This window comes from Paralimibaculum aggregatum (assembly GCF_030270585.1).
GTDB classification, from domain to species: Bacteria; Pseudomonadota; Alphaproteobacteria; order Rhodobacterales; family Rhodobacteraceae; genus Thermohalobaculum; species Thermohalobaculum aggregatum.
On sequence record NZ_BSYI01000003.1, the window covers coordinates 82762 to 99879 of the forward strand.

18 protein-coding genes are annotated in these 17118 nt (G+C 71.4%); 7 read left to right on the top strand and 11 right to left on the bottom strand.

What is annotated here, in order from left to right; genetic code table 11:
• The first annotated feature begins 64 nt into the window (after positions 1-64).
• The 3 genes from QSJ97_RS02640 (at position 65) to QSJ97_RS02650 (ending at position 3433) form a co-directional block, all read left to right on the top strand.
• Positions 65-868: a GNAT family N-acetyltransferase gene (locus QSJ97_RS02640; RefSeq protein ID WP_285669988.1), complete on the top strand. Its 804-nt coding sequence runs from the start codon at positions 65-67 to the stop codon at positions 866-868.
• A 36-nt stretch (positions 869-904) separates the two neighbouring features.
• Positions 905-1774, top strand: coding sequence for a lysophospholipid acyltransferase family protein (locus QSJ97_RS02645; protein WP_285669989.1), 870 nt, complete (start codon positions 905-907; stop codon positions 1772-1774).
• 222 nt (positions 1775-1996) lie between these two features.
• Positions 1997-3433: a glutamine synthetase family protein gene (locus tag QSJ97_RS02650; protein ID WP_285669990.1), complete on the top strand. Its 1437-nt coding sequence runs from the start codon at positions 1997-1999 to the stop codon at positions 3431-3433.
• 630 nt (positions 3434-4063) lie between these two features.
• On the opposite strand, the gene QSJ97_RS02655 is transcribed toward QSJ97_RS02650, so the two are convergent.
• The 4 genes from QSJ97_RS02655 to QSJ97_RS02670 form a co-directional block, all read right to left on the bottom strand.
• Positions 4064-4681 (bottom strand): thiamine phosphate synthase, encoded by a 618-nt coding sequence (locus tag QSJ97_RS02655; RefSeq protein WP_285669991.1) that lies wholly within the window; start codon positions 4679-4681, stop codon positions 4064-4066.
• A 3-nt stretch (positions 4682-4684) separates the two neighbouring features.
• The gene (locus tag QSJ97_RS02660) at positions 4685-5008 is read right to left on the bottom strand and encodes a hypothetical protein (protein ID WP_285669992.1); all 324 of its coding nucleotides are present in this window, start codon (positions 5006-5008) and stop codon (positions 4685-4687) included.
• 104 nt (positions 5009-5112) lie between these two features.
• A complete protein-coding gene (locus QSJ97_RS02665; RefSeq protein WP_285669993.1) occupies positions 5113-5844 on the bottom strand; it encodes a hypothetical protein in 732 nt (243 codons plus the stop codon).
• Complete coding sequence (locus tag QSJ97_RS02670; RefSeq protein WP_285669994.1) at positions 5834-7024, bottom strand: hypothetical protein; 1191 nt, start codon at positions 7022-7024, stop codon at positions 5834-5836. The genes QSJ97_RS02665 and QSJ97_RS02670 overlap by 11 nt, the downstream gene beginning before the upstream one ends.
• 162 nt (positions 7025-7186) lie before the next feature.
• Between QSJ97_RS02670 and QSJ97_RS02675 the strand changes: the two genes are divergently transcribed.
• Positions 7187-7729, top strand: a complete 543-nt coding sequence (locus QSJ97_RS02675; RefSeq protein WP_285669995.1) for a hypothetical protein — start codon at positions 7187-7189, stop codon at positions 7727-7729.
• Between the two features lie 4 nt (positions 7730-7733).
• Here the strand turns inward: QSJ97_RS02675 and QSJ97_RS02680 are convergent, their stop codons facing one another.
• Positions 7734-8168 (bottom strand): cupin domain-containing protein, encoded by a 435-nt coding sequence (locus QSJ97_RS02680; protein WP_285669996.1) that lies wholly within the window; start codon positions 8166-8168, stop codon positions 7734-7736.
• Positions 8169-8285: 117 nt separating this feature from the next.
• Here QSJ97_RS02680 and QSJ97_RS02685 point away from each other — a divergent pair, with 117 nt between their 5' ends.
• Together QSJ97_RS02685 and QSJ97_RS02690 are read left to right on the top strand one after the other, a co-directional pair.
• Entirely contained in the window at positions 8286-8678 is a 393-nt protein-coding gene (locus tag QSJ97_RS02685) for a DUF3775 domain-containing protein (RefSeq protein WP_285669997.1), read from the top strand.
• Positions 8679-8849: 171 nt separating this feature from the next.
• Positions 8850-9137: a hypothetical protein gene (locus tag QSJ97_RS02690; RefSeq protein ID WP_285670000.1), complete on the top strand. Its 288-nt coding sequence runs from the start codon at positions 8850-8852 to the stop codon at positions 9135-9137.
• 84 nt (positions 9138-9221) lie between these two features.
• Here QSJ97_RS02690 and QSJ97_RS02695 read toward each other — a convergent pair whose 3' ends face one another.
• From QSJ97_RS02695 to QSJ97_RS02720, 6 genes are all read right to left on the bottom strand, one after another.
• Positions 9222-10151 carry a class I fructose-bisphosphate aldolase gene (locus QSJ97_RS02695; RefSeq protein WP_285670113.1) on the bottom strand — a complete coding sequence of 310 codons (930 nt, stop codon included), beginning with the start codon at positions 10149-10151 and terminating at the stop codon, positions 9222-9224.
• A gap of 143 nt (positions 10152-10294) precedes the next feature.
• On the bottom strand, positions 10295-11911 hold the full coding sequence (locus QSJ97_RS02700) for an aq_1923 C-terminal domain (protein WP_285670001.1): 1617 nt from the start codon (positions 11909-11911) through the stop codon (positions 10295-10297).
• Between the two features lie 166 nt (positions 11912-12077).
• Entirely contained in the window at positions 12078-13268 is a 1191-nt protein-coding gene (locus QSJ97_RS02705; RefSeq protein WP_285670002.1) for a phosphoglycerate kinase, read from the bottom strand.
• Positions 13269-13432: 164 nt separating this feature from the next.
• Positions 13433-13561 carry a hypothetical protein gene (locus tag QSJ97_RS02710; RefSeq protein WP_285670003.1) on the bottom strand — a complete coding sequence of 43 codons (129 nt, stop codon included), beginning with the start codon at positions 13559-13561 and terminating at the stop codon, positions 13433-13435.
• 115 nt (positions 13562-13676) lie between these two features.
• Positions 13677-14678, bottom strand: a complete 1002-nt coding sequence (gene gap, locus QSJ97_RS02715) for a type I glyceraldehyde-3-phosphate dehydrogenase (RefSeq protein WP_285670004.1) — start codon at positions 14676-14678, stop codon at positions 13677-13679.
• 228 nt (positions 14679-14906) lie between these two features.
• The gene (locus QSJ97_RS02720; RefSeq protein WP_285670005.1) at positions 14907-15878 is read right to left on the bottom strand and encodes a hypothetical protein; all 972 of its coding nucleotides are present in this window, start codon (positions 15876-15878) and stop codon (positions 14907-14909) included.
• Positions 15879-16260: 382 nt separating this feature from the next.
• On the opposite strand from QSJ97_RS02720, the gene QSJ97_RS02725 reads away from it, so the two are divergent.
• A complete protein-coding gene (locus tag QSJ97_RS02725; RefSeq protein WP_285670006.1) occupies positions 16261-17049 on the top strand; it encodes a hypothetical protein in 789 nt (262 codons plus the stop codon).
• Positions 17050-17118: the final 69 nt, after the last annotated feature.

A 17118-nucleotide genomic window follows, 5' to 3' on the forward strand; every position in this document is an offset into this window, starting at 1 on the left:
CGCGCCGATCGGTGCCGGGTGCGAGAGGCAAGCGCGGCGCCAGTGCTCGGGAAGGGATTGCTGCATGCAGATCGACGCTGGCCGGTTCAGGGTGAGGCTGGCCGAGAGCGATCAGGACGTTCGCGCGGCGCAGCGCCTGCGCTATCGCGTGTTCGTCGAGGAGATGGGCGCCAAGGCGGGCCCCGAGGCCGTTGCCGAGCGGCGCGAATCCGACCGTTTCGACCCCTATTTCGAGCATCTGCTGCTGATCGACCGGGAATGCGAGGACCCGGACAAGGAAGGCGGCGTCGTCGGCGTCTACCGGCTGATGCGCGGCGACCGGGCGCGCGAGGGCATCGGCTTCTACGGCGCCGGCGAATACGACCTGGCGCGGCTCTCCGAGCATCCGCGCGAGGTGCTCGAGCTCGGCCGCTCCTGCGTCGATGCCGACTATCGCGGCGGCGCCGGCATGCACCTGCTCTGGGCCGGGCTCGGCGGCTACGTGACCGAGAACGACATCGGGCTGCTGTTCGGCGTGGCGAGCTTCCACGGCACCGACCCCTCGGCGTTCTCGCAGGCGCTGAGCTATCTGCACCATTTCCACCTCGCGCCGGAGGAGCTGCGGGTCCGCGCCGTGCCGGAGAACTACACCGACATGGCGATCCTGTCGAAGGACGAGGTCGACAAGGCGGCGGCGATGCGCCAGCTGCCGGCCCTGATCAAGGGCTATATCCGGATCGGCGGGCATGTCGGCGACGGCGCCTTCATCGACCGGGATTTCAACACGATCGATGTTTGCCTCTTGATGGACACCGCCCTTATGAAGCAGAGCGTGCGCAAGTTCTACTCGCGCAAGCGCGGCGGCTCGGTGGACCGTATCCTCGGCTGACCCCGCCCGCGCCGTGCCCCGGATGATCGAACCGCGATGACCGACACCACCTGGAACGAGGCCGATCCGCCGGAACTCGCGCCGCTGACGCTGGCGCAGAAGCTCCGCGGCGGCCTGCGCGTGCTCGGCCTGGTGGCGGTGACGCTGGTCTGCCTCGGGCTGTTCCTGCTCGGGCACAACCTGCGCCGGGCGCTCGGCCGCAAGGGGATGGGGCGCTGGATCGTCTTCCATTTCGGCGCCGCGCGGGCCTGGAGCCGGCTCGGCCTCGCGCTGCTCGGCCTGCGCCACCGGGTCGAGGGCACGCCGATCGGGCGCGGCGCGATGGTGGCCAACCACTGCTCCTGGATCGACATCCTCACCCTGCGCGCCTGCCGGCTGGTGTATTTCGTCTCGAAGGCGGATGTGGCGGAATGGCCCGGCGTCGGCTTCATCACGCGGGTCACCGGCACCGTCTTCATCGAGCGCAAGCGCACCGAGGCGAAGCGGCAGGAGGCGGTGCTGCTGGAGCGAATCGCCGCCGACCAGGTGCTCTGCTTCTTCCCGGAGGGCACCTCGACCGACGGCCTGCGCGTGCTGCCGTTCAAGAGCTCGCTGTTCTCCGCCTTCTTCCACGATGGCCATGCCGAGCCGGTGCTCGTGCAGCCGGTCTCGGTGCGCTACCATCCCGGGCCGGGCTTGCCGGCGGCGCTCTATGGCTGGTGGGGCAGCATGGGCTTCGAGGAGCATATCTGGCAGATCGCCTGCCGCTCGCGCGGGGGGCTTGCCGAGGTGATCTTCCACGCGCCGGTGCGGCCCGACGATTTTGCAAATCGCAAAGCGCTCGCTGCAGCCTGCCATGCTGCGGTTGCAAAGGGCCATGCCGAGGCCGGCCGGCGGCAGGCCGGCGCCGCCCCGGTCGACGCCTGAGCCCGGCCCGAGCCGGGCCTGGCCGAGACCCGAGCCGGGCCTGAGCCGAGCTTTAGTCGAGACCCGCGCCGAGCCTTTGCCGAGACCCGCGCCGGGCCTGAGCCGAGGCCCGCGCCGGGGCCGGAGACCCGGCGGCCGACATCGCCGATGTCGGCTTTGGTTGCGCCGGCCGCCCCGCGGCGTGCTAGGTAGTTGGGATTGCAGCAACCTGCGCGAGGCGTCATGTACGATCCCCTCTCCATCTCCCATACCGGCATCCGGCGGCCGCAATCCGGGCCCGAGATCAGCCTCGACGTCTCGCCGAACGCCTCGGTGCGCTCCGAGGCGGCGCTGTCGGCCTGGCTGCGCGAGCACGGGGTCGAGGAGGTCGAATGCGTCGCGCCCGACTTTGCCGGGATCGGCCGCGGCAAGGTGATGCCGGCGGGCAAGTTCGCGCAGTTCCGCCCGATCTACCTGCCGACCTCGCTGTTCTTCCTGACCATCACCGGGGACTATCCCGACCTGACCGACTTCTCGGCCTATGACATCGACGCCGATCTCGAGCTGCGCCCCGATCTCTCCACCACCCGCGCCGTGCCCTGGGCCAACGACCGCTCGGTGCAGGTGATCCACGACGTGACCGACCGCGAGGGCAACCTGGTCGGCTTCGCGCCGCGCTCGGTGCTGCGCCGGGTGCTCGGGCTCTATGCCGAGCGCGGCTGGCGCCCGGTGGTGGCGCCGGAGATGGAGTTCTACCTGACCAAGCCGAACACCGATCCCGACTATCCGCTCGAGCCGCCGGTCGGCCGCTCCGGGCGCCGGGCGCAGAAGGCGCAGGCCTATTCGATCGCCGCGGTCGACGAATACGACGTGATCGTCGAGCACATCTACGACTATGCCGATGCGCTGGGGCTCGACATCGACACGGTGATCCAGGAGGGCGGCGCGGCGCAGCTCGAGATCAACCTGCGCCACGGCGACCCGCTCGACCTCGCCGACCAGGTGTTCTTCTTCAAGCGGCTGATCCGCGAGGCGGCGCTGCGCTGCGGCTGCTACGCCACCTTCATGGCCAAGCCGATGGAGGGCCAGCCGGGCTCGGCGATGCACATCCACCAGTCGATCGTCTCGGAGGAGACCGGGCTGTCGCTGTTCTCGGCGCCGGACGGCGCGCCCTCGGCGCAGTTCTTCAACTTCATCGGCGGCCAGCAGGCCTATTTCCGCGCCGCCTGCTGCCTCGTGGCGCCCTATGTGAACTCGTATCGCCGGCTGGTGCCGCAGCTCACCGCGCCGATCAACCTCGACTGGGGGCGCGACAACCGCACCACCGGCCTGCGGGTGCCGATCTCCGAGCCCGAGGCCCGGCGCGTCGAGAACCGCGTGGTCGGGGCCGATGCCAACCCCTATCTGGCGATCGCGGCGACGCTGGCCTGCGGCTATCTCGGCATGGTCGAGGGGCTGAGCCCGCGCCCCGAGGTCACCACCGACAGCTACGACCGGCCGCGCGAGCTGCCCTATTCGCTGCTCGACGCGGTCGCCGAGTTCCGCGCCCAGCCGGCGCTGCGCGAGGTGCTCGGGCCGGAGTTCTGCGCGCTCTACGCCACGGTGAAGGAGCACGAATACGACGAGTTCATGCGGGTGATCAGCCCCTGGGAACGCGAGCACCTGCTGCTCAACGTCTGAGCCCCGGCGCCGGGGCCCCGGCGTGCGGGCCAAGTGCCCGGGCCTCGACGCAGGGACCTCCCCCGACGCCGGGCCCCCGGCGCCCGGGGTCAGGTGCCCGAAGCTCGGCCTCCGGACCTCAACGTCCGAACCCTGGCGTCCGAACCCTGGCGTCCGGGGCCATGTCTCCGGACCTCAGCCTCCGGACCACGGTGTCCGGTCCTCAACCTCCGAACCGCAGCCTCCGGGCCCCGCCTCCGGGCCTCAGCCGCTGGACCTCAGCATCCGGGCCTCAGCCGCCAGACCTTAGCGCCTGAACCTTGGCGTCCGGGGCTCGGTGTTCAGGCCTCAGGCTCCGGGTCCCGGCGTCCGAGCCTCAGCCTCTGGACCTCGGCGTCCGGACCTCAGCCTTTGGGCCCCAGTGTCCGGGCCTCAATCGTTGGACCTCAGCATCCCGGCCTCAATCTTTCGACCTCAGCGTCCGGCCTCAGCCTATGGGCGTCAGCGTTCGGGCCGTAGCGTCCGGGGCCTTGTGTCCGGGCCTCGGCCTCTGGACGTCAAGCGCCCGGCCCCAGGCGTCCGGGCCGGCGGCAGCGGGGCGCGGGGCGCGGGCGGGGCGCCCCGGCCGGGTGCCGGGGCCGCGCCCTGGCGTCAGGAGATCGCCTCGACATAGGCGGCGAGCGCCGCGGCCGGGTCTTCGGCGGTCCAGACCCCGGCGCCGGGCACGAGGAAATCGGTGATGCCGGCGAGCCGCGCCGCATCCTCCGGCGTCAGCCCGCCTTCGGCGACCACCGGCACCTCGATCATCTCCGACCACCAGGCGAAGAGCTCGTCGGTCGCCGCATCCGGCCCGTGCAGCGGCCCGAGCGCCACGTAGTCCGCACCGGCCTCGGCCAGCGACATCGCCCGGTGCCGCTCCGAGCCGCCGAAGCCGCCGAGGATCGCATCCTTGCCGAGCCGCTTGCGCAGCGGCCCGAGCGCCGCGCCGCCGGGCCCGAGATGCACGCCGTCGAGCCCGAGCTGTTCCACCAGCTCGGGCCGGTCTGCCGCGACCAGCGGGACATCCGCCGCATGCGCCAGCGGCAGCAGCAGATTGGCCGCGCGCAGCCAGGCATCCGCCCCGGCGGCGCCGAGATCGAGCCGCAGGCAGGCCACCGCGCCGCCGGCGAGCAGGCGCTCCGCCGCCGCCGCCAGCTGCTCCGGCGCGAGATCGTGGGGGGTGACGAGATAGAGGCGGGGGGCGGCCTCCGGCGCGGTCTCTGCGCTCATCGCTCAGCTCGCGCGCGGGCGGATCTTCATCGGCTCGCGCGCCGGGCGGGGCTGCGATGCCGGCGGTGCCGACGGTGCCGGCGGCGCCTCGGCCGATGCACCGAGCCGGCGGCCGGTCTGGCTCTCATAGGCCGCCATGTGCTGGTTGAAGAAGCCCACGAGCTGCGCGAAATCCGCCTCGCGCATCACCACGCTGGCGACATCCTCCGGCGGCAGCGGCCGGGCCTGCCCGCCCTGGGTCGCCACCGCCTGATCCTGCAGGGTGAAGCTGACCATGCCCCCCTGGATCATGAAATTCGCCATCGAGTTCACGTAGTATCTTGGCATCGGCTGGGTTCCCTTCGGCTGCGGCGCGGCTCCGGTCCGGACCGGCTCCGGTCTGGCGCGGGGCGGCGCGGCTTGTCAACCGCGGCGGCGCGCGGGCGCGGGTTTCAGGCGCCGTCCCAGGGCGGGGCGCCGGTGTCCCTGCGGGCGAGCAGCCGCGGCGGGCGGCGCCGGGCGGCCTCGGCGAACATCGGGCCGACATTGCGCCCGAAGCTCGAGACGTTGTCGACCATCCGGACATGGCGCGCGAGGGCAGGGGTGTCCGCCGCCTCGAACAGCTCCGGCAGCAGCGCCGGGTCGTCGAACTCCGGCAGCAGATAGGCCAGCGGATCGCCGCGGCGGATCACCCAGTCGCGGTCGCGGTCCTGCCATTCCAGCACCGCGTTGAGCGCCCGCGGCCAGTGCGTGAGCGGGAAGCGCCCGCAGGTCAGCGTGCCGGGCCAGCCCCTGAAGCTCTCGGCCAGGAAGGGCGGCAGCAGGCTCAGCGTGCAGGGCCGGTCGGTGACCAGGTGGAGGTTGAGCGAGAGCTGGAGCGCCGGGTGGTCCGGGCCGCGCTGGGCGGCCGGCAGGACATGCGTGGCGAGCCCCTGGAAGCCCGCCTCCGAGAGCCCGCCGGGCTCCGCCACCCGCATGAAGCGCACCGGCCGCACCGCCGGCGGCGAGATCCGCACCCGCAGGTCGAAACCGGCGCGGGCCTGGATCAGCCGCGCGCCGAGCCCGCCGGCCAGCGCCGCGACCGCCGGCGGCAGCGGCTCCGGCGGCAGGAAGGCGAGCGCGGCCTGCGGCGACTGCATGCGCCAGCCGATCGGCGCACGCGGGGCGGCGCGATCAGGCGACATCGGCCCGCGCCTTGTCGGCCCCTGCGGCATTGGTCCGTGCGGTATCGGCCCGTGCGCCATCGGCCCGCGCGGCGTCGGCCTGTACGGCGTCGGTCCGCCCGGCATCGGCCGGTACGGTATCAGCCTGCGCGGCGTCGGCCCGCGCGGCGTCGGCCCGCGCGGCATCGGCCCGCGCATCATCGACCCCTGTGGCATCGGCCTGTGCGGGATCGGCCCGCGCAGCATCGGTCCGTGCGCCATCGGCCCTTGCGGTATCAACCCGCGCGGCGTCGGCAAGCGCGGCGTCCGCCCGCGGGACATCGGACCCCGCAGCATCGGCCCGTGCGCCATCGGCCCGCGCGGCGTCGGCCTGTGCGGCGTCGGTCCGCCCGGCATCGGCCGGTGCGGTATCTGCCCGCGCGGCATCGGCCCGTGCGCCATCGGCCCCCGCGGCATCGGCCTGCGCGGCGGCGGTCTCGCGCGGCACCAGCAGGCGGCGCGGGCGGCGGGCGCCGGCGGCGGCCCAGATCGCCTCGAGATCGCCGGTGATGTGGTGGATGCCCTGCATCCCGGCGCGGTAGTCCGCCAGCTCCGGGGTCAGCTCGGCCTCGACGAGGCGCGGGCGCTTCTGCGGGTGGTTGAACTCGAGCAGCGCATAGGCCAGCGGCTCGCCCTGGCGCAGCGTCAGCTGCTCGCCCGGCCGGTCCCACTCGAAGGCCCAGACCAGGGTCTGCGGCCAGAGCCAGAGCGGCCAGCGCGCGGCCACCATGCTGCCCGGCCAGCGCCGCATCGGCGCGCCGAGGAAGGGCGGCACCAGCGAGACGCAGCAGGGCGTGTCGGTCACCAGGAACAGCGGCAGGGTCAGCGTCAGCACCGGCTTTTTCGGGTGGCGCCAGCGCGCCGGCGGCTCGAGCGCGAGCATCTCGCCGATCCGCTCCGGCTGCACGAAGGTGCCCTGGTCGATCACCGCGAGCGCCGGGCCGCCGGCCTCCTCCTCGAGCGCCAGGCGCAGCGTGACCGGCGAGGGGATCTCGACGATCTGCCGCTCCAGCGCGTTCACCGCCGGGCAGTTCTGGATCGCCCGCGCGCCGAGCGGCCGGCTGCGCGTCGAGAACACGGTGCGCGGCGGCGCGAAGGCGAAGCCGCCCTCCGGATCGGTCAGGCACCAGCCGATGTCGCAATGGGTGATCTCGCCGAACATGGGCGGCTCCGTCGTTGCCGCGGCCCCGGGGCGGGGCGCGCGCCGGGGCGACCATAGCCATCCCGCGCCGGCCGCGCACATGCCTGCCCGTGAATTTCGCTTGAAGATTTGGTGACGGATCCTAATCTGCCACCGGATAATCGTGGGCGTTGGGAGTGTGTCTTGGATTTGCGCAGGTTTTCCGCGGCTGCTGCCGTGGCGGGTCTCGCCCTTGCCGGATCGGCACAGGCGGCGACCTATAACGAATCGACCGACGGCGATGTCAGCAATGCCTTCGGCGCGCCGACCGCGATCCCGGCCGGGATCGACCTGATCACCGGCACGATCTTCGGCGGGGACAGCGACTATTTCGTCTTTCCCGACCTGCCGGACGGCGTGCAGACCCTCACCGTGACCTTCACCGCGCCGAATTTCGACGGCAGCCTGAACGTGCTCGCCAAGGACTCGCCCTTCACCGGCGCCTTCGACGGCTTCCTGGCCTCGGCCAACCCGCAGAACAACGTGCCGCTGGTGATCAATATTCCCACCACCGCGGGGTTCACCGCGCCGCTCTATGTCGGCTTCGTCGGCAATTCGGGCAGCGCGAGCTATTCCTTCGCCGTGCCCTCCAACCCGGCGGCCTCCGGCGACGTGCCGCTGCCGGCAGGCGGGCTGCTGCTGGTCTCCGGCATCCTGCTGCTCGGCAGCCGGCGCCGGCGGGGCTGAGCCCTCAGCCCGGCGCGCGGGGGGTCGGCCGCCAGTCCGGCGGGGCCATCTCGAAGCCGGAGAACTCGAAGCCCGGCGCGACGGTGCAGCCGACCAGGGTGAAGGCGCCGAGCGAGGCCGCGGTCTGCCACCAGCCCTTCGGCACGCAGAGCTGCGGGCGCTGGCCGGCGAGGATCTCCGGCCCGAGGCGGTGGCTCTCGGCGTCGTGCCCGTCCGGCGAGAGGGTGAGCGCGAGCGGCCCGCCGGCATACCAGTGCCAGATCTCCGCGGCATCGACCCGGTGCCAGTGCGAATGGTCGCCGCCTTCGAGCAGGTAGTAGATCGCGGTGCCGGCGGCGCGGCTGCCCTCCGGCGCCTCGGCGCGCCAGGTCTCGCGATACCAGCCGCCCTCGGGATGGCGCTCGAGGCCGAGAACCCGGATCAGCTCCGCTGCGGTCATGCATGTCCCTCCGCCGTCCGGCCGCGCTGCGGCGCGGCGCCCGCGGGCTTGTTCCAGGTCAATGCCGCGCACCCCGTCCGGGGCCATTGCCGGAGCAGCAAACAGGAGGCTGCATCCATGCTCACCATTCCCCTCGAGACCATCGGCTGGATCATCGTCAAGGCCCGCGAGCTCGATGTAAAGGATGTCGACACCGCCGGCGCGGAGGCCGAGGAGGACGACGCGATGGGCGTGCTGGAGGACCGCGGCAACGACCCCTCCGCCGAGGAGCTGACCAACTGGATCCAGGATCTCAACCTCGACCAGCAGGCCGAGCTGGTCGCCGTGTTCTGGATCGGGCGCGAGGGGGCCGGCGCCGACGAGTTAGCCGACTATGTCGCCGAGGCGCAGGCCCGGCGGGCCGGGCCGACCGCGCGCTACCTGCTCGGCTCGCCGCTGCTGGCCGATCACCTCGAGGCCGGCCTCGAGACGCTGGGCATCAATGTCAACGATCTGGAGAGCAGACTCTGAGCAGCGGCGCCGGTCTGCCGCCGCTCGAGGCAGGCCCGCTGCCCAAGAGCCATGCATCCGGCGAAAGGCGGCTTCTCATTGGGCAGTCTTGCTGCGGCGCAATATAATACCGATTATCAGGACATGGAAACGCGGGACGGGTGCCCGGCCTAATCGAACAGGAGCACTCCCATGACGATCAAGAGCACAATCACAGGCAGCATGTTTCACCAGGCACCGGCCGTTGGCGGACAGGGCGACGGCAGGTCGATCCCGCTCCGCGTCTGGCAGGGGGTTCTCGCGGCCCTCTCCGGGATCGGCCGGATCTTCGTCGCGATGTCGGCGATCCCGCAGGTCAACCGCGCGATGCGGGAATACGAGTGGCTCTCGCGGATGAGCGACGAGCAGCTCGAGAAGCGCGGCTACCGCCGCGAGACCCTGATCGAGGACGTCGTCCTGCGCAACCTGCCGCCGATCTGAGGCGGGCGCGGACGACCGACCCGGGGCTGCACGGACACCCCGCCGCGAGCGGCGGGGTGGCGGGCAGCGCGGCGCGGCCGGCGATCAGGCCTTGCCGCGATAGATGTCGACCAGCTTGCCCAGCATGTCGAGCGCGTCCTCGCGCGGGCGCTGGAAGGTGTTGCGCCCGATGATCGAGCCGTTGCCGCCGCCGTCGCGGATCGCGCGGGCATCGTCATAGACGCTGTCGGCGCCCTTCTTGGAGCCGCCGGAGAAGACGATGATGCGCCGGCCGTTGAAGGCCGATTTCACGCAGTCCGCCACCCGCGCCGCCTGGGTGGAGATGTCGATCTTCTCGCCCTCGTAGACCTTCCTGGCCTCCTTCAGCTCGAGATGGTCGGTGGAGAGCTTCACCTTGATGACATGCGCGCCGAGCAGCGCCGCGATCTGCGTCGCATAGGCCGCGATGTCGATCGCCGTCTCGCCGTCCTTGGTGAGCGCCTCGCCGCGCGGATAGGACCAGATCACCGTGGCGACGCCCTTGGCCGCGGCCTCCTCGCGCATCTGCGAGATCTCCTCGAACATCTCGAGGCCGGCCGAGGAGCCGGGATAGATCGTGAAGCCGATCGCCGAGCAGCCGAGGCGCAGCGCGTCGTCGACGCTTGCGGTGATCGCCTGGTCCTTCGGCGCCTCGCTCGGGATCAGCGAGTTCGCCGAGTTCGCCTTCAGGATGGTCGGGATCTGCCCGGCGAAGGTGTCGGCGCCGGCCTCCAACATGCCGAGCGGCGCGGCGAAGGCGTTGAGCCCGGCATCGATCGCGAGCTGGTAGTGGTAGTGCGGGTCATAAGCCGCCGGGTTGGGGGCGAAGCTGCGCGCCGGGCCATGCTCGAAGCCCTGGTCGACCGGCAGGATGATCATCTTGCCGGTGCCGCCGAGCTTGCCGGTCATCAGCATGCGGCAGAGATTGCCCTTCACGCCGGGATTGTCGGCTTCGTAGTTGCTCAGGATCCGCTGAACGGCGCGGGTTGCCTTCATCGCCATGCCCTCAATTCTGCCTCGGTCGAAGATCTGCCTTCGAGGTATCCGGGGCGGGCTGGCCGGTCAAGCGGGCGTGGGCCCGCAGGGGGTTCCGGGGCCCTCGAGCCCCGGAACGATGCTGTCGGCGCTGCCGCCGGGCGTTACTGGACGCCGTAGCGGGTCATCACCTGGTTGGCGATGCCGCCGGTCCAGGCGCCCAGCGCGGCCGAGGCGGCGGCGTTGCCGGCCTCGACCCAGGCGGCCTCGCGGGTGCCGGTCACGTCGGTGAAGCGGGTGTCGATCCGGTCACGCAGCGCGGCGGCGCCGCTGTCGCCCCCGGCCGCCGCGAGCGCCGCGAGGTAATAGGCCTCGCGATAGCTGCGGGGCATGCCGCGGCCGGCGCTGGCGGCGAAGGCGAGCCGGCGCAGCTCGGCGATGTCGCCGGTCGACTGGGCCGCCTCCTTGGCGTTGATCCAGCCGGCCAGCGCCGGCCAGCTCTCCAGCGCGCCGGCCTGCGCGGCCAGCACCTCGGCGGCGCCGAGCCGGGCCTCCAGCGCATCCGCCGCACCGGTGGCGCCGGCAGCACCGCCGGCCGCCGCCTTCAGCGCCATGTCATAGGCTTCGGCGGTCTGGCCGCTCGCCGCCAGCGCGTCGGCGACCAGCTTGGCGGCCTCGGCGTTCCAGGCATTGGCCATCGGCGCCAGCAGCGCGATGCCGTCGGCCTGGGCCTTGGGCGCGCCGATGCCGGTGATCAGCGCCGCGCCGGCCTTCAGGCGGGTCGCCTCGTCGAGACCGCCGCCGCCGGACATCGCCGCCGAGAGCTCGCTCGGCGAGAGCATCCGCGAGATGCCGATCGGGGCGCCGGAGAGCCGCGGCTGCAGCGCCGCGAGGGTCGATTGCGGGGTGTCGAAGATGTCGTCGGAGAGCCAGAGCCCGCCCTCGGGCTCGATGCTCAGCACCAGCCGGTCGCCGTTCTCGATGAAGCGGGCGAGCTCGCTGGAGAGGTTGTCGATGAAGGCCTGGGCATCGGCGCCGGGCGCCTGGCCGGGCTCGGCGAGCATCTGGCCGAGCATCGGGCCGACCATCGCCGGGATCTGGTTGAGATCGCCGAACTGCTGGCCGAGCATCGGCGAGACACGCTCCCACAGCCCGGCATTCTCGAGCACCAGCTCGGCCGAGGCGAGCTTGGCCACCGGCTCGGGGTCGTCGCCCTCGAGCAGCCCGGTGAACCAGACATAGTCGAAATCGGCCGAGACGGTGATGTCCGCGGCATCGGGAATGTCGGCCGAGACAAGCATATGCGCGCCGGAGCTCGGGACGTCGTAGGCGATGGTGATGGCGGCGCGGTCGACGCCGAGGGTCGGGTAGCCGAAGCTCGAGAGCATCGCGCCGGTGCCCGGGTCGAAGCAGGCGGCCGGAACGCTGACGCCGCTCAGCTCGATGACGCTCTCGAGAACCTCGAGGCTGGGCGAGCTGGTGGCCGCGACCCGGTCGATGGCGATCGCGCAGGCGCCCTCGGTATCCCAGTCGAGATCCGGGCGCAGCACCAGCCCGTTGATGACGGTCTCCTGGCCGCCGGTGTCGATGGTCAGGCTGTCATAGGTGAGATCGACGGCGGCGCGCGCGATCAGCACCACATAGGTGGCCGCGAGGCGCTGGACGAAATTCAGAGCGGCCTCGGCGCTGGCGATATCCGCCGGGCTCTGGGCGCGGGCCGGGGCGGAGCCGACGGCGAGCGCGAGCGCTGATGCGAGGCAAAGGGAGCGCTGGAGTTTCATGTATTCTCCTCCGGGTCATGCTTGGCGGAGAATGCCTAGCACGATTCGCCGCCCGACAATGCGAGAATCTGCCCATGCGTCAAATGCTTCGCCGCCGGCCGGGCGGCGGCGGCCGGCTGGCGGGGGGCGGCGCGGCCGCTGCGCGCGGCCGGCGCCATGCCCGGGCTCAGGCCTCGAGCGCCGCGACCCCGGGCAGCGTCTTGCCCTCGAGCCATTCGAGGAAGGCCCCGCCGGCGGTCGAGACATAGGAGAACCGCGCCGCCGCGCCGGAGACGTTGAGCGCCGCCACCGTGTCGCCGCCGCCGGCGACCGAGAGCAGCCGCCCGGCCTCGGTCAGCGCCGCGACCGTCTTCGCCGCCGCATCGGTCGCGGCGTTGAACGGGGGCAGCTCGAAGGCGCCGAGCGGGCCGTTCCACACCACCGTCCGGGCCGCCTCGAAGCGCGCGGCGAGGGCGGCGACGGTCTCCGGCCCGGCATCGAGGATCATCGCATCCTCCGGGCAGGCATCGGCGGGCAGGGTCTCGTGCGGGGCGTTCGCCTCGAAGGCGCGGGCCACCACGATGTCCTTCGGCAGATGGATGGCGCAGCCCGCGGCGGCGGCCTTGCCGAGGATCTCGCGCGCGGTGCCGCCCATCTCGTGCTCGCAGAGCGAGCGGCCCACGGGCAGGCCCTGCGCGGCGAGGAAGGTGTTGGCCATGCCGCCGCCGATCACGATCTCGTCGACCTTGTGGATGAGGTTGCCGAGCAGGTCGAGCTTGGTCGAGACCTTGGCGCCGCCGACGATGGCGACCACCGGCCGCTCCGGCGCGGTCAGCGCGCGCTCCAGCGCCGAGAGCTCCGCCGCCATCAGCCGCCCGGCATAGGCGGGCAGGGCGCGGGCCAGCCCCTCGGTCGAGGCATGGGCGCGGTGCGCGGCCGAGAATGCGTCGTTGACATAGGCATCGCCGAGCGCCGCCAGCTTGGCGACGAAGGCCGGATCGTTGGCCTCCTCGCCGGGATGCATGCGGATGTTCTCCAGCAGCATGACGTCGCCATCGGACATCGAGGCGATCCGCTGGGCGACGTCGAAGGCGCCGCTCTCCTCGGCGAACATCACGCTGAGGCCGGTGGCGCCGACCAGCGCCGGCACCACCTGGGCCAGCGAGAGCGCCTCCACGACCTTGCCCTTGGGCCGCCCGAAATGCGCCAGCAGGATGACCCGGGCGCCGGCCTCGGCGAGCGCGCGGATGGTCGGGGCATGGGCCTCGATGCGGGTCGCGTCGGTCACCCGGCCTTTGCTGACCGGCACGTTGAGATCGACGCGCACGAGGACGCGTTTGCCGTGGGGATCGAAGTCGTCGAGTGTGCGGAAGGGCATCGGGGTTCTCCGGGACAGGGGTCTCGTCGCACCCCCACGCTTTGGCTTTCCCGGCGCGCCAATGCAAGGGGAGAGGCCGGCGGGAGAGGGGGGCGGGGCAACTGGCGCGGCGGCGGGCGGCCGCGCCAGGGCGGGCCGGGCGGGCCGCGGATGCGCCTGCCGCGTCAGCTCAGCCCGAAGGCCGCGAGAACCTTGCGGAAGGCCGGGAACTCGCCGGCCAGCCAGGTGATCGCGAAGAGCGTGCCGAACACCAGCCCGAGGATGGCGAGGCCCGATGGAAGCCTGGTACCCATGGGGCTTCTCCCCCTGGTTGTTTCCGTCAGGTCATCCTGCCATACGGTTGAAGGGCTGCAACCCGGCAGGTTGCAACCCTTCGCAATGGCTCCGGCGATGTCGGGCGCGGGCGCCTCAGATATGCGCGGCCATGGCCACCGCGGTGTCGGCCATGCGGTTGGAGAAGCCCCACTCGTTGTCATACCACGACAGCACCGAGACGAGGGTGCCCTCGAGCACCTTGGTCTGGTCGCAGTGGAACACGCTGGAATGCGGGTCGTGGTTGAAATCGGAGCTCACCAGCTTCTCGTCGGTGAAGCCCAGCACGCCCTTCAGCGACTGGCCGGCGGCGGCGCGGATCGCGTCGTTGATCTCCTCGGCGCTGGTCTCGCGGCTGGCGACGAACTTGAGATCCACCAGCGAGACGTTCGGCGTCGGCACGCGGATCGCGAAGCCGTCGAGCTTGCCGTTGAGCTCGGGCAGCACCAGGCCCACCGCCTTGGCGGCGCCGGTCGAGGTCGGGATCATGCTCATCGCCGCGGCGCGGCCGCGGTAGAGATCCTTGTGCATGGTGTCGAGCGTCGGCTGGTCGCCGGTATAGGAGTGCACCGTGGTCATCACGCCGCGCTCGATGCCGATCGCGCTGTGCAGCACATGCGCCACCGGGGCGAGGCAGTTGGTGGTGCAGGAGGCGTTGGAGATCACCCGGTCGTCGGCGGTGATCGCGGTGTGGTTCACGCCGTAGACGATGGTCTTGTCGGCGCCCGAGGCCGGGGCCGAGACCAGCACGCGCTTGGAGCCGTTCTCGAGATGCGCGGCGGCCTTCTCCTTCGAGGCGAACACGCCGGTGCACTCCATCGCGATGTCGACATCGCCCCAGGGCAGCTCGGCCGGGTTGCGCACCGCGGTGACGCGGATCGGGCCGCGGCCGACATCCATGGTGTCGCCATCCACCGTCACGGTGCCGGGGAAGCGGCCATGCACGCTGTCATAGCGCATCAGGTGGGCATTGGTCTCGACCGGGCCGAGATCGTTGATCGCCACCACCTCGATATCGGTCCGGCCCGACTCCACGATGGCGCGCAGCACGTTGCGCCCGATGCGTCCGAACCCGTTGATCGCGACCTTCACCGCCATGGCATCCTCCGGTTTATGGGACAGGGGCGGTCTCGCCGCCCTTTGACGGGCTCTCCTAGCCCGCGGCCGCCCACATGGTCAATCGCCGCGGCAGGGCGCGCGACCGGGTTTCGCGGGAATGCAAGGCTCCGTCGCCCGATGCGGGGCCCGATGCGGGGCCCTATGCGGCGCCCGGAAGGCCGGGTGCCGGCCGCGGGAAGGGCCGGCGCGGGGCGGGAGCGGCGGCGCTCAGGCCGCCGCCTTGCGCCGGCGCATGGCGGCGAGCCCGCCCAGCCCGCCGAGCGCGGTGAGCAGCAGCGGCAGCGCGCCGGGAACCGGCAGCTCCATCACGTCGTCGCCGCCGAAGCAGAAGGCCGAGCCGCCCTCGGAGACGCAGCTCCGCCGCAGCCACTGGTCCGGGCCGCCGGATTCGAGGCTGTCGGTCCAGGTGAACTGCAGCGTGTCGTTGCCGGTGAAGATGCCGGTGTTGTTGGCGTTCTGGTCCTGCGCGGCGCGCACGAAGGCGCCGACCGGTACATAGACCGCGATGTCCGTCGCGGTGCCGAGCAGCGAGTTCTGGCCGCCGGAGTTGTCGTTGACCACGAGGATGTCGTCGGTGATCTGGAAGACGTTGATGGTCTGGTTGGTCTGGGTCAGCACGTCGATCCGCAGATCCGCCACCAGGCCGTTGATGACCGCGGTCCCGGTCTCGTTGTTGGTCTCGTTGAAATCGAGCGCGAACTCGAAATAGCCGAGCGGGTCCTCCATGACGTTGGGGTCCTCGACCCCGTTCTCGTCATAGATCACCGGCCGCGTCACCACCGGGATCAGGCCGAGCGAGACCGTGTCGGTGGTGCTCGCGGAGGCCGGGAAGGGGCCGCCGGGGTTCACCTTGGCGAACTCGTTCTGCGAGTTGTAGAGGCTCTGCTGCCCCGAGAGGCCGGCGCTGACGAGTGCCGTTTCCGATGCCGTGCCGCCACCGTTCAGGTCGCGCGTGCCCGCCGCCGTGCCGGAGAGATCCCCGGTCTCGGTGGACGGAACCGGCGTGGTGTTGATCGACGTTCCGACCGGCGAGAGGACGAGATCCCCGACGGTCAGGGTATAGAGATCGTTCGGCTCGTCATAGGTTACCGCAACGGCGCTTCCGGCGGCGGCGAAAACACCGCAGAAGCCCGCAACCGACGCGATCGTCAAACGACGCAAGCTGGTCGACTGTGCCATGCACTCACCCCCAAAAATAAACACCTTACCCATGCCTGATCCTAGAGCTTGCGATCCCGGGCCGCAAATCAATTTACGCGTGCGTCTTTCGATTGTGACATTAATTCGCAGAATGCATGTCTTTTTTGCACAGATCTGACCGGATCGGCGCGATGGTGCCGGGGCGGCGGCGATGCAGGCAGCGAATCGGGGGCATCGGCCCTTGCGGGGGCGATGCGGCCGGGTCGGCGCAGCCGGCGCGCCTCCGGCCTGGTGCCGAGATTGTCATCGCCCGGGAAAACGGTTGCAGCGGCAAATTTCTTGTGTGTCGGTTGCCAGTCCTGTATCACCTTATGCGTGTGGGTGAGGGAGAAGTGACGTGCGGTATGTCAAGCGCGTTGTCATGGCTGCGGTGTCCGCAGGCGTGATGTGGTCGGCGGGGCCGGCCGGTGCGGTGGTCTTCGACTTCGACTATGGCGAGTTCCCGGACATACCGGGGCAGGACGTGATGGATTCACCGTCCTCGAGCCGGATCGGCGTGATCGAGCTGCTCGACCCCGATGGTCTCTCCGTGCGATTCGGCCTCTCGGCGCTGCAGGGCACGACGGCGCGCGACGTGACGCTGTTCGTCCCCTCGCTCGACAGCCCGGCGCAGGACCCGGACCTGGTGCCGGTCGCCATCGACACCGACCCGATCGTCAACCTGGCGCTGAACGGCGTCGAGGATATCAATCCGCTCTTCAACGTGTCGGAAAACTCGCTGGTGGTGCAGGACAGCGGCAGCTCGGTGCCGAACGATCTCGCGGCCACCACGCTGCTCACCTTCACGCTGCTCAGCGACATGCCCGTGCGCCTCGACCGGCTGACCTTCATCGACGATGTCGACGCGACGGTGATCGTCAACGGCGTCGCATGGGGCGAGATCGAGATCGACGGCGTCGCCGGGGGCGACGGCTCGTGCAACCCGGCGCCGCCGAGCACCGGCACGGCGGGCGACAACTGCGTGGCAGGCCTCGCCTTCACCGATGCCTTCATCCAGCCGAACCAGAATTTCTCGGTGCTGTTCAACGGCTCCGGCGGCGTGCTCGGCTTCGAGGTCGTCGAGCTGCCGGTGCCGGCGGCGCTGCCGATGATGTTGGCAGGGCTGGCCGGCCTCGGCCTCGCCGCGCGGCGCCGGCGCCGGGCCGCCTGAGCGGACGGCGCGCCGCGGCGGCAGGCCCGCCCGGCGGCGGGAGCGGAGAGACGAAAAGGGCGCCCCGCG

Bases quoted from the DNA above. Each gene is read 5' to 3' on its own strand.
- QSJ97_RS02640 (WP_285669988.1), top strand. From the start codon at position 65: ATGCAGATCGACGCTGGCCGGTTCAGGGTGAGGCTGGCCGAGAGCGAT.
- QSJ97_RS02645 (WP_285669989.1), top strand. From the start codon at position 905: ATGACCGACACCACCTGGAACGAGGCCGATCCGCCGGAACTCGCGCCG.
- QSJ97_RS02650 (WP_285669990.1), top strand. From the start codon at position 1,997: ATGTACGATCCCCTCTCCATCTCCCATACCGGCATCCGGCGGCCGCAA.
- QSJ97_RS02655 (WP_285669991.1), bottom strand. From the start codon at position 4,681: ATGAGCGCAGAGACCGCGCCGGAGGCCGCCCCCCGCCTCTATCTCGTC.
- QSJ97_RS02660 (WP_285669992.1), bottom strand. From the start codon at position 5,008: ATGCCAAGATACTACGTGAACTCGATGGCGAATTTCATGATCCAGGGG.
- QSJ97_RS02665 (WP_285669993.1), bottom strand. From the start codon at position 5,844: ATGTCGCCTGATCGCGCCGCCCCGCGTGCGCCGATCGGCTGGCGCATG.
- QSJ97_RS02670 (WP_285669994.1), bottom strand. From the start codon at position 7,024: ATGTTCGGCGAGATCACCCATTGCGACATCGGCTGGTGCCTGACCGAT.
- QSJ97_RS02680 (WP_285669996.1), bottom strand. From the start codon at position 8,168: ATGACCGCAGCGGAGCTGATCCGGGTTCTCGGCCTCGAGCGCCATCCC.
- QSJ97_RS02685 (WP_285669997.1), top strand. From the start codon at position 8,286: ATGCTCACCATTCCCCTCGAGACCATCGGCTGGATCATCGTCAAGGCC.
- QSJ97_RS02690 (WP_285670000.1), top strand. From the start codon at position 8,850: ATGACGATCAAGAGCACAATCACAGGCAGCATGTTTCACCAGGCACCG.
- QSJ97_RS02695 (WP_285670113.1), bottom strand. From the start codon at position 10,151: ATGAAGGCAACCCGCGCCGTTCAGCGGATCCTGAGCAACTACGAAGCC.
- QSJ97_RS02700 (WP_285670001.1), bottom strand. From the start codon at position 11,911: ATGAAACTCCAGCGCTCCCTTTGCCTCGCATCAGCGCTCGCGCTCGCC.
- QSJ97_RS02705 (WP_285670002.1), bottom strand. From the start codon at position 13,268: ATGCCCTTCCGCACACTCGACGACTTCGATCCCCACGGCAAACGCGTC.
- QSJ97_RS02710 (WP_285670003.1), bottom strand. From the start codon at position 13,561: ATGGGTACCAGGCTTCCATCGGGCCTCGCCATCCTCGGGCTGGTGTTC.
- gap (WP_285670004.1), bottom strand. From the start codon at position 14,678: ATGGCGGTGAAGGTCGCGATCAACGGGTTCGGACGCATCGGGCGCAAC.
- QSJ97_RS02720 (WP_285670005.1), bottom strand. From the start codon at position 15,878: ATGGCACAGTCGACCAGCTTGCGTCGTTTGACGATCGCGTCGGTTGCG.
- QSJ97_RS02725 (WP_285670006.1), top strand. From the start codon at position 16,261: ATGGCTGCGGTGTCCGCAGGCGTGATGTGGTCGGCGGGGCCGGCCGGT.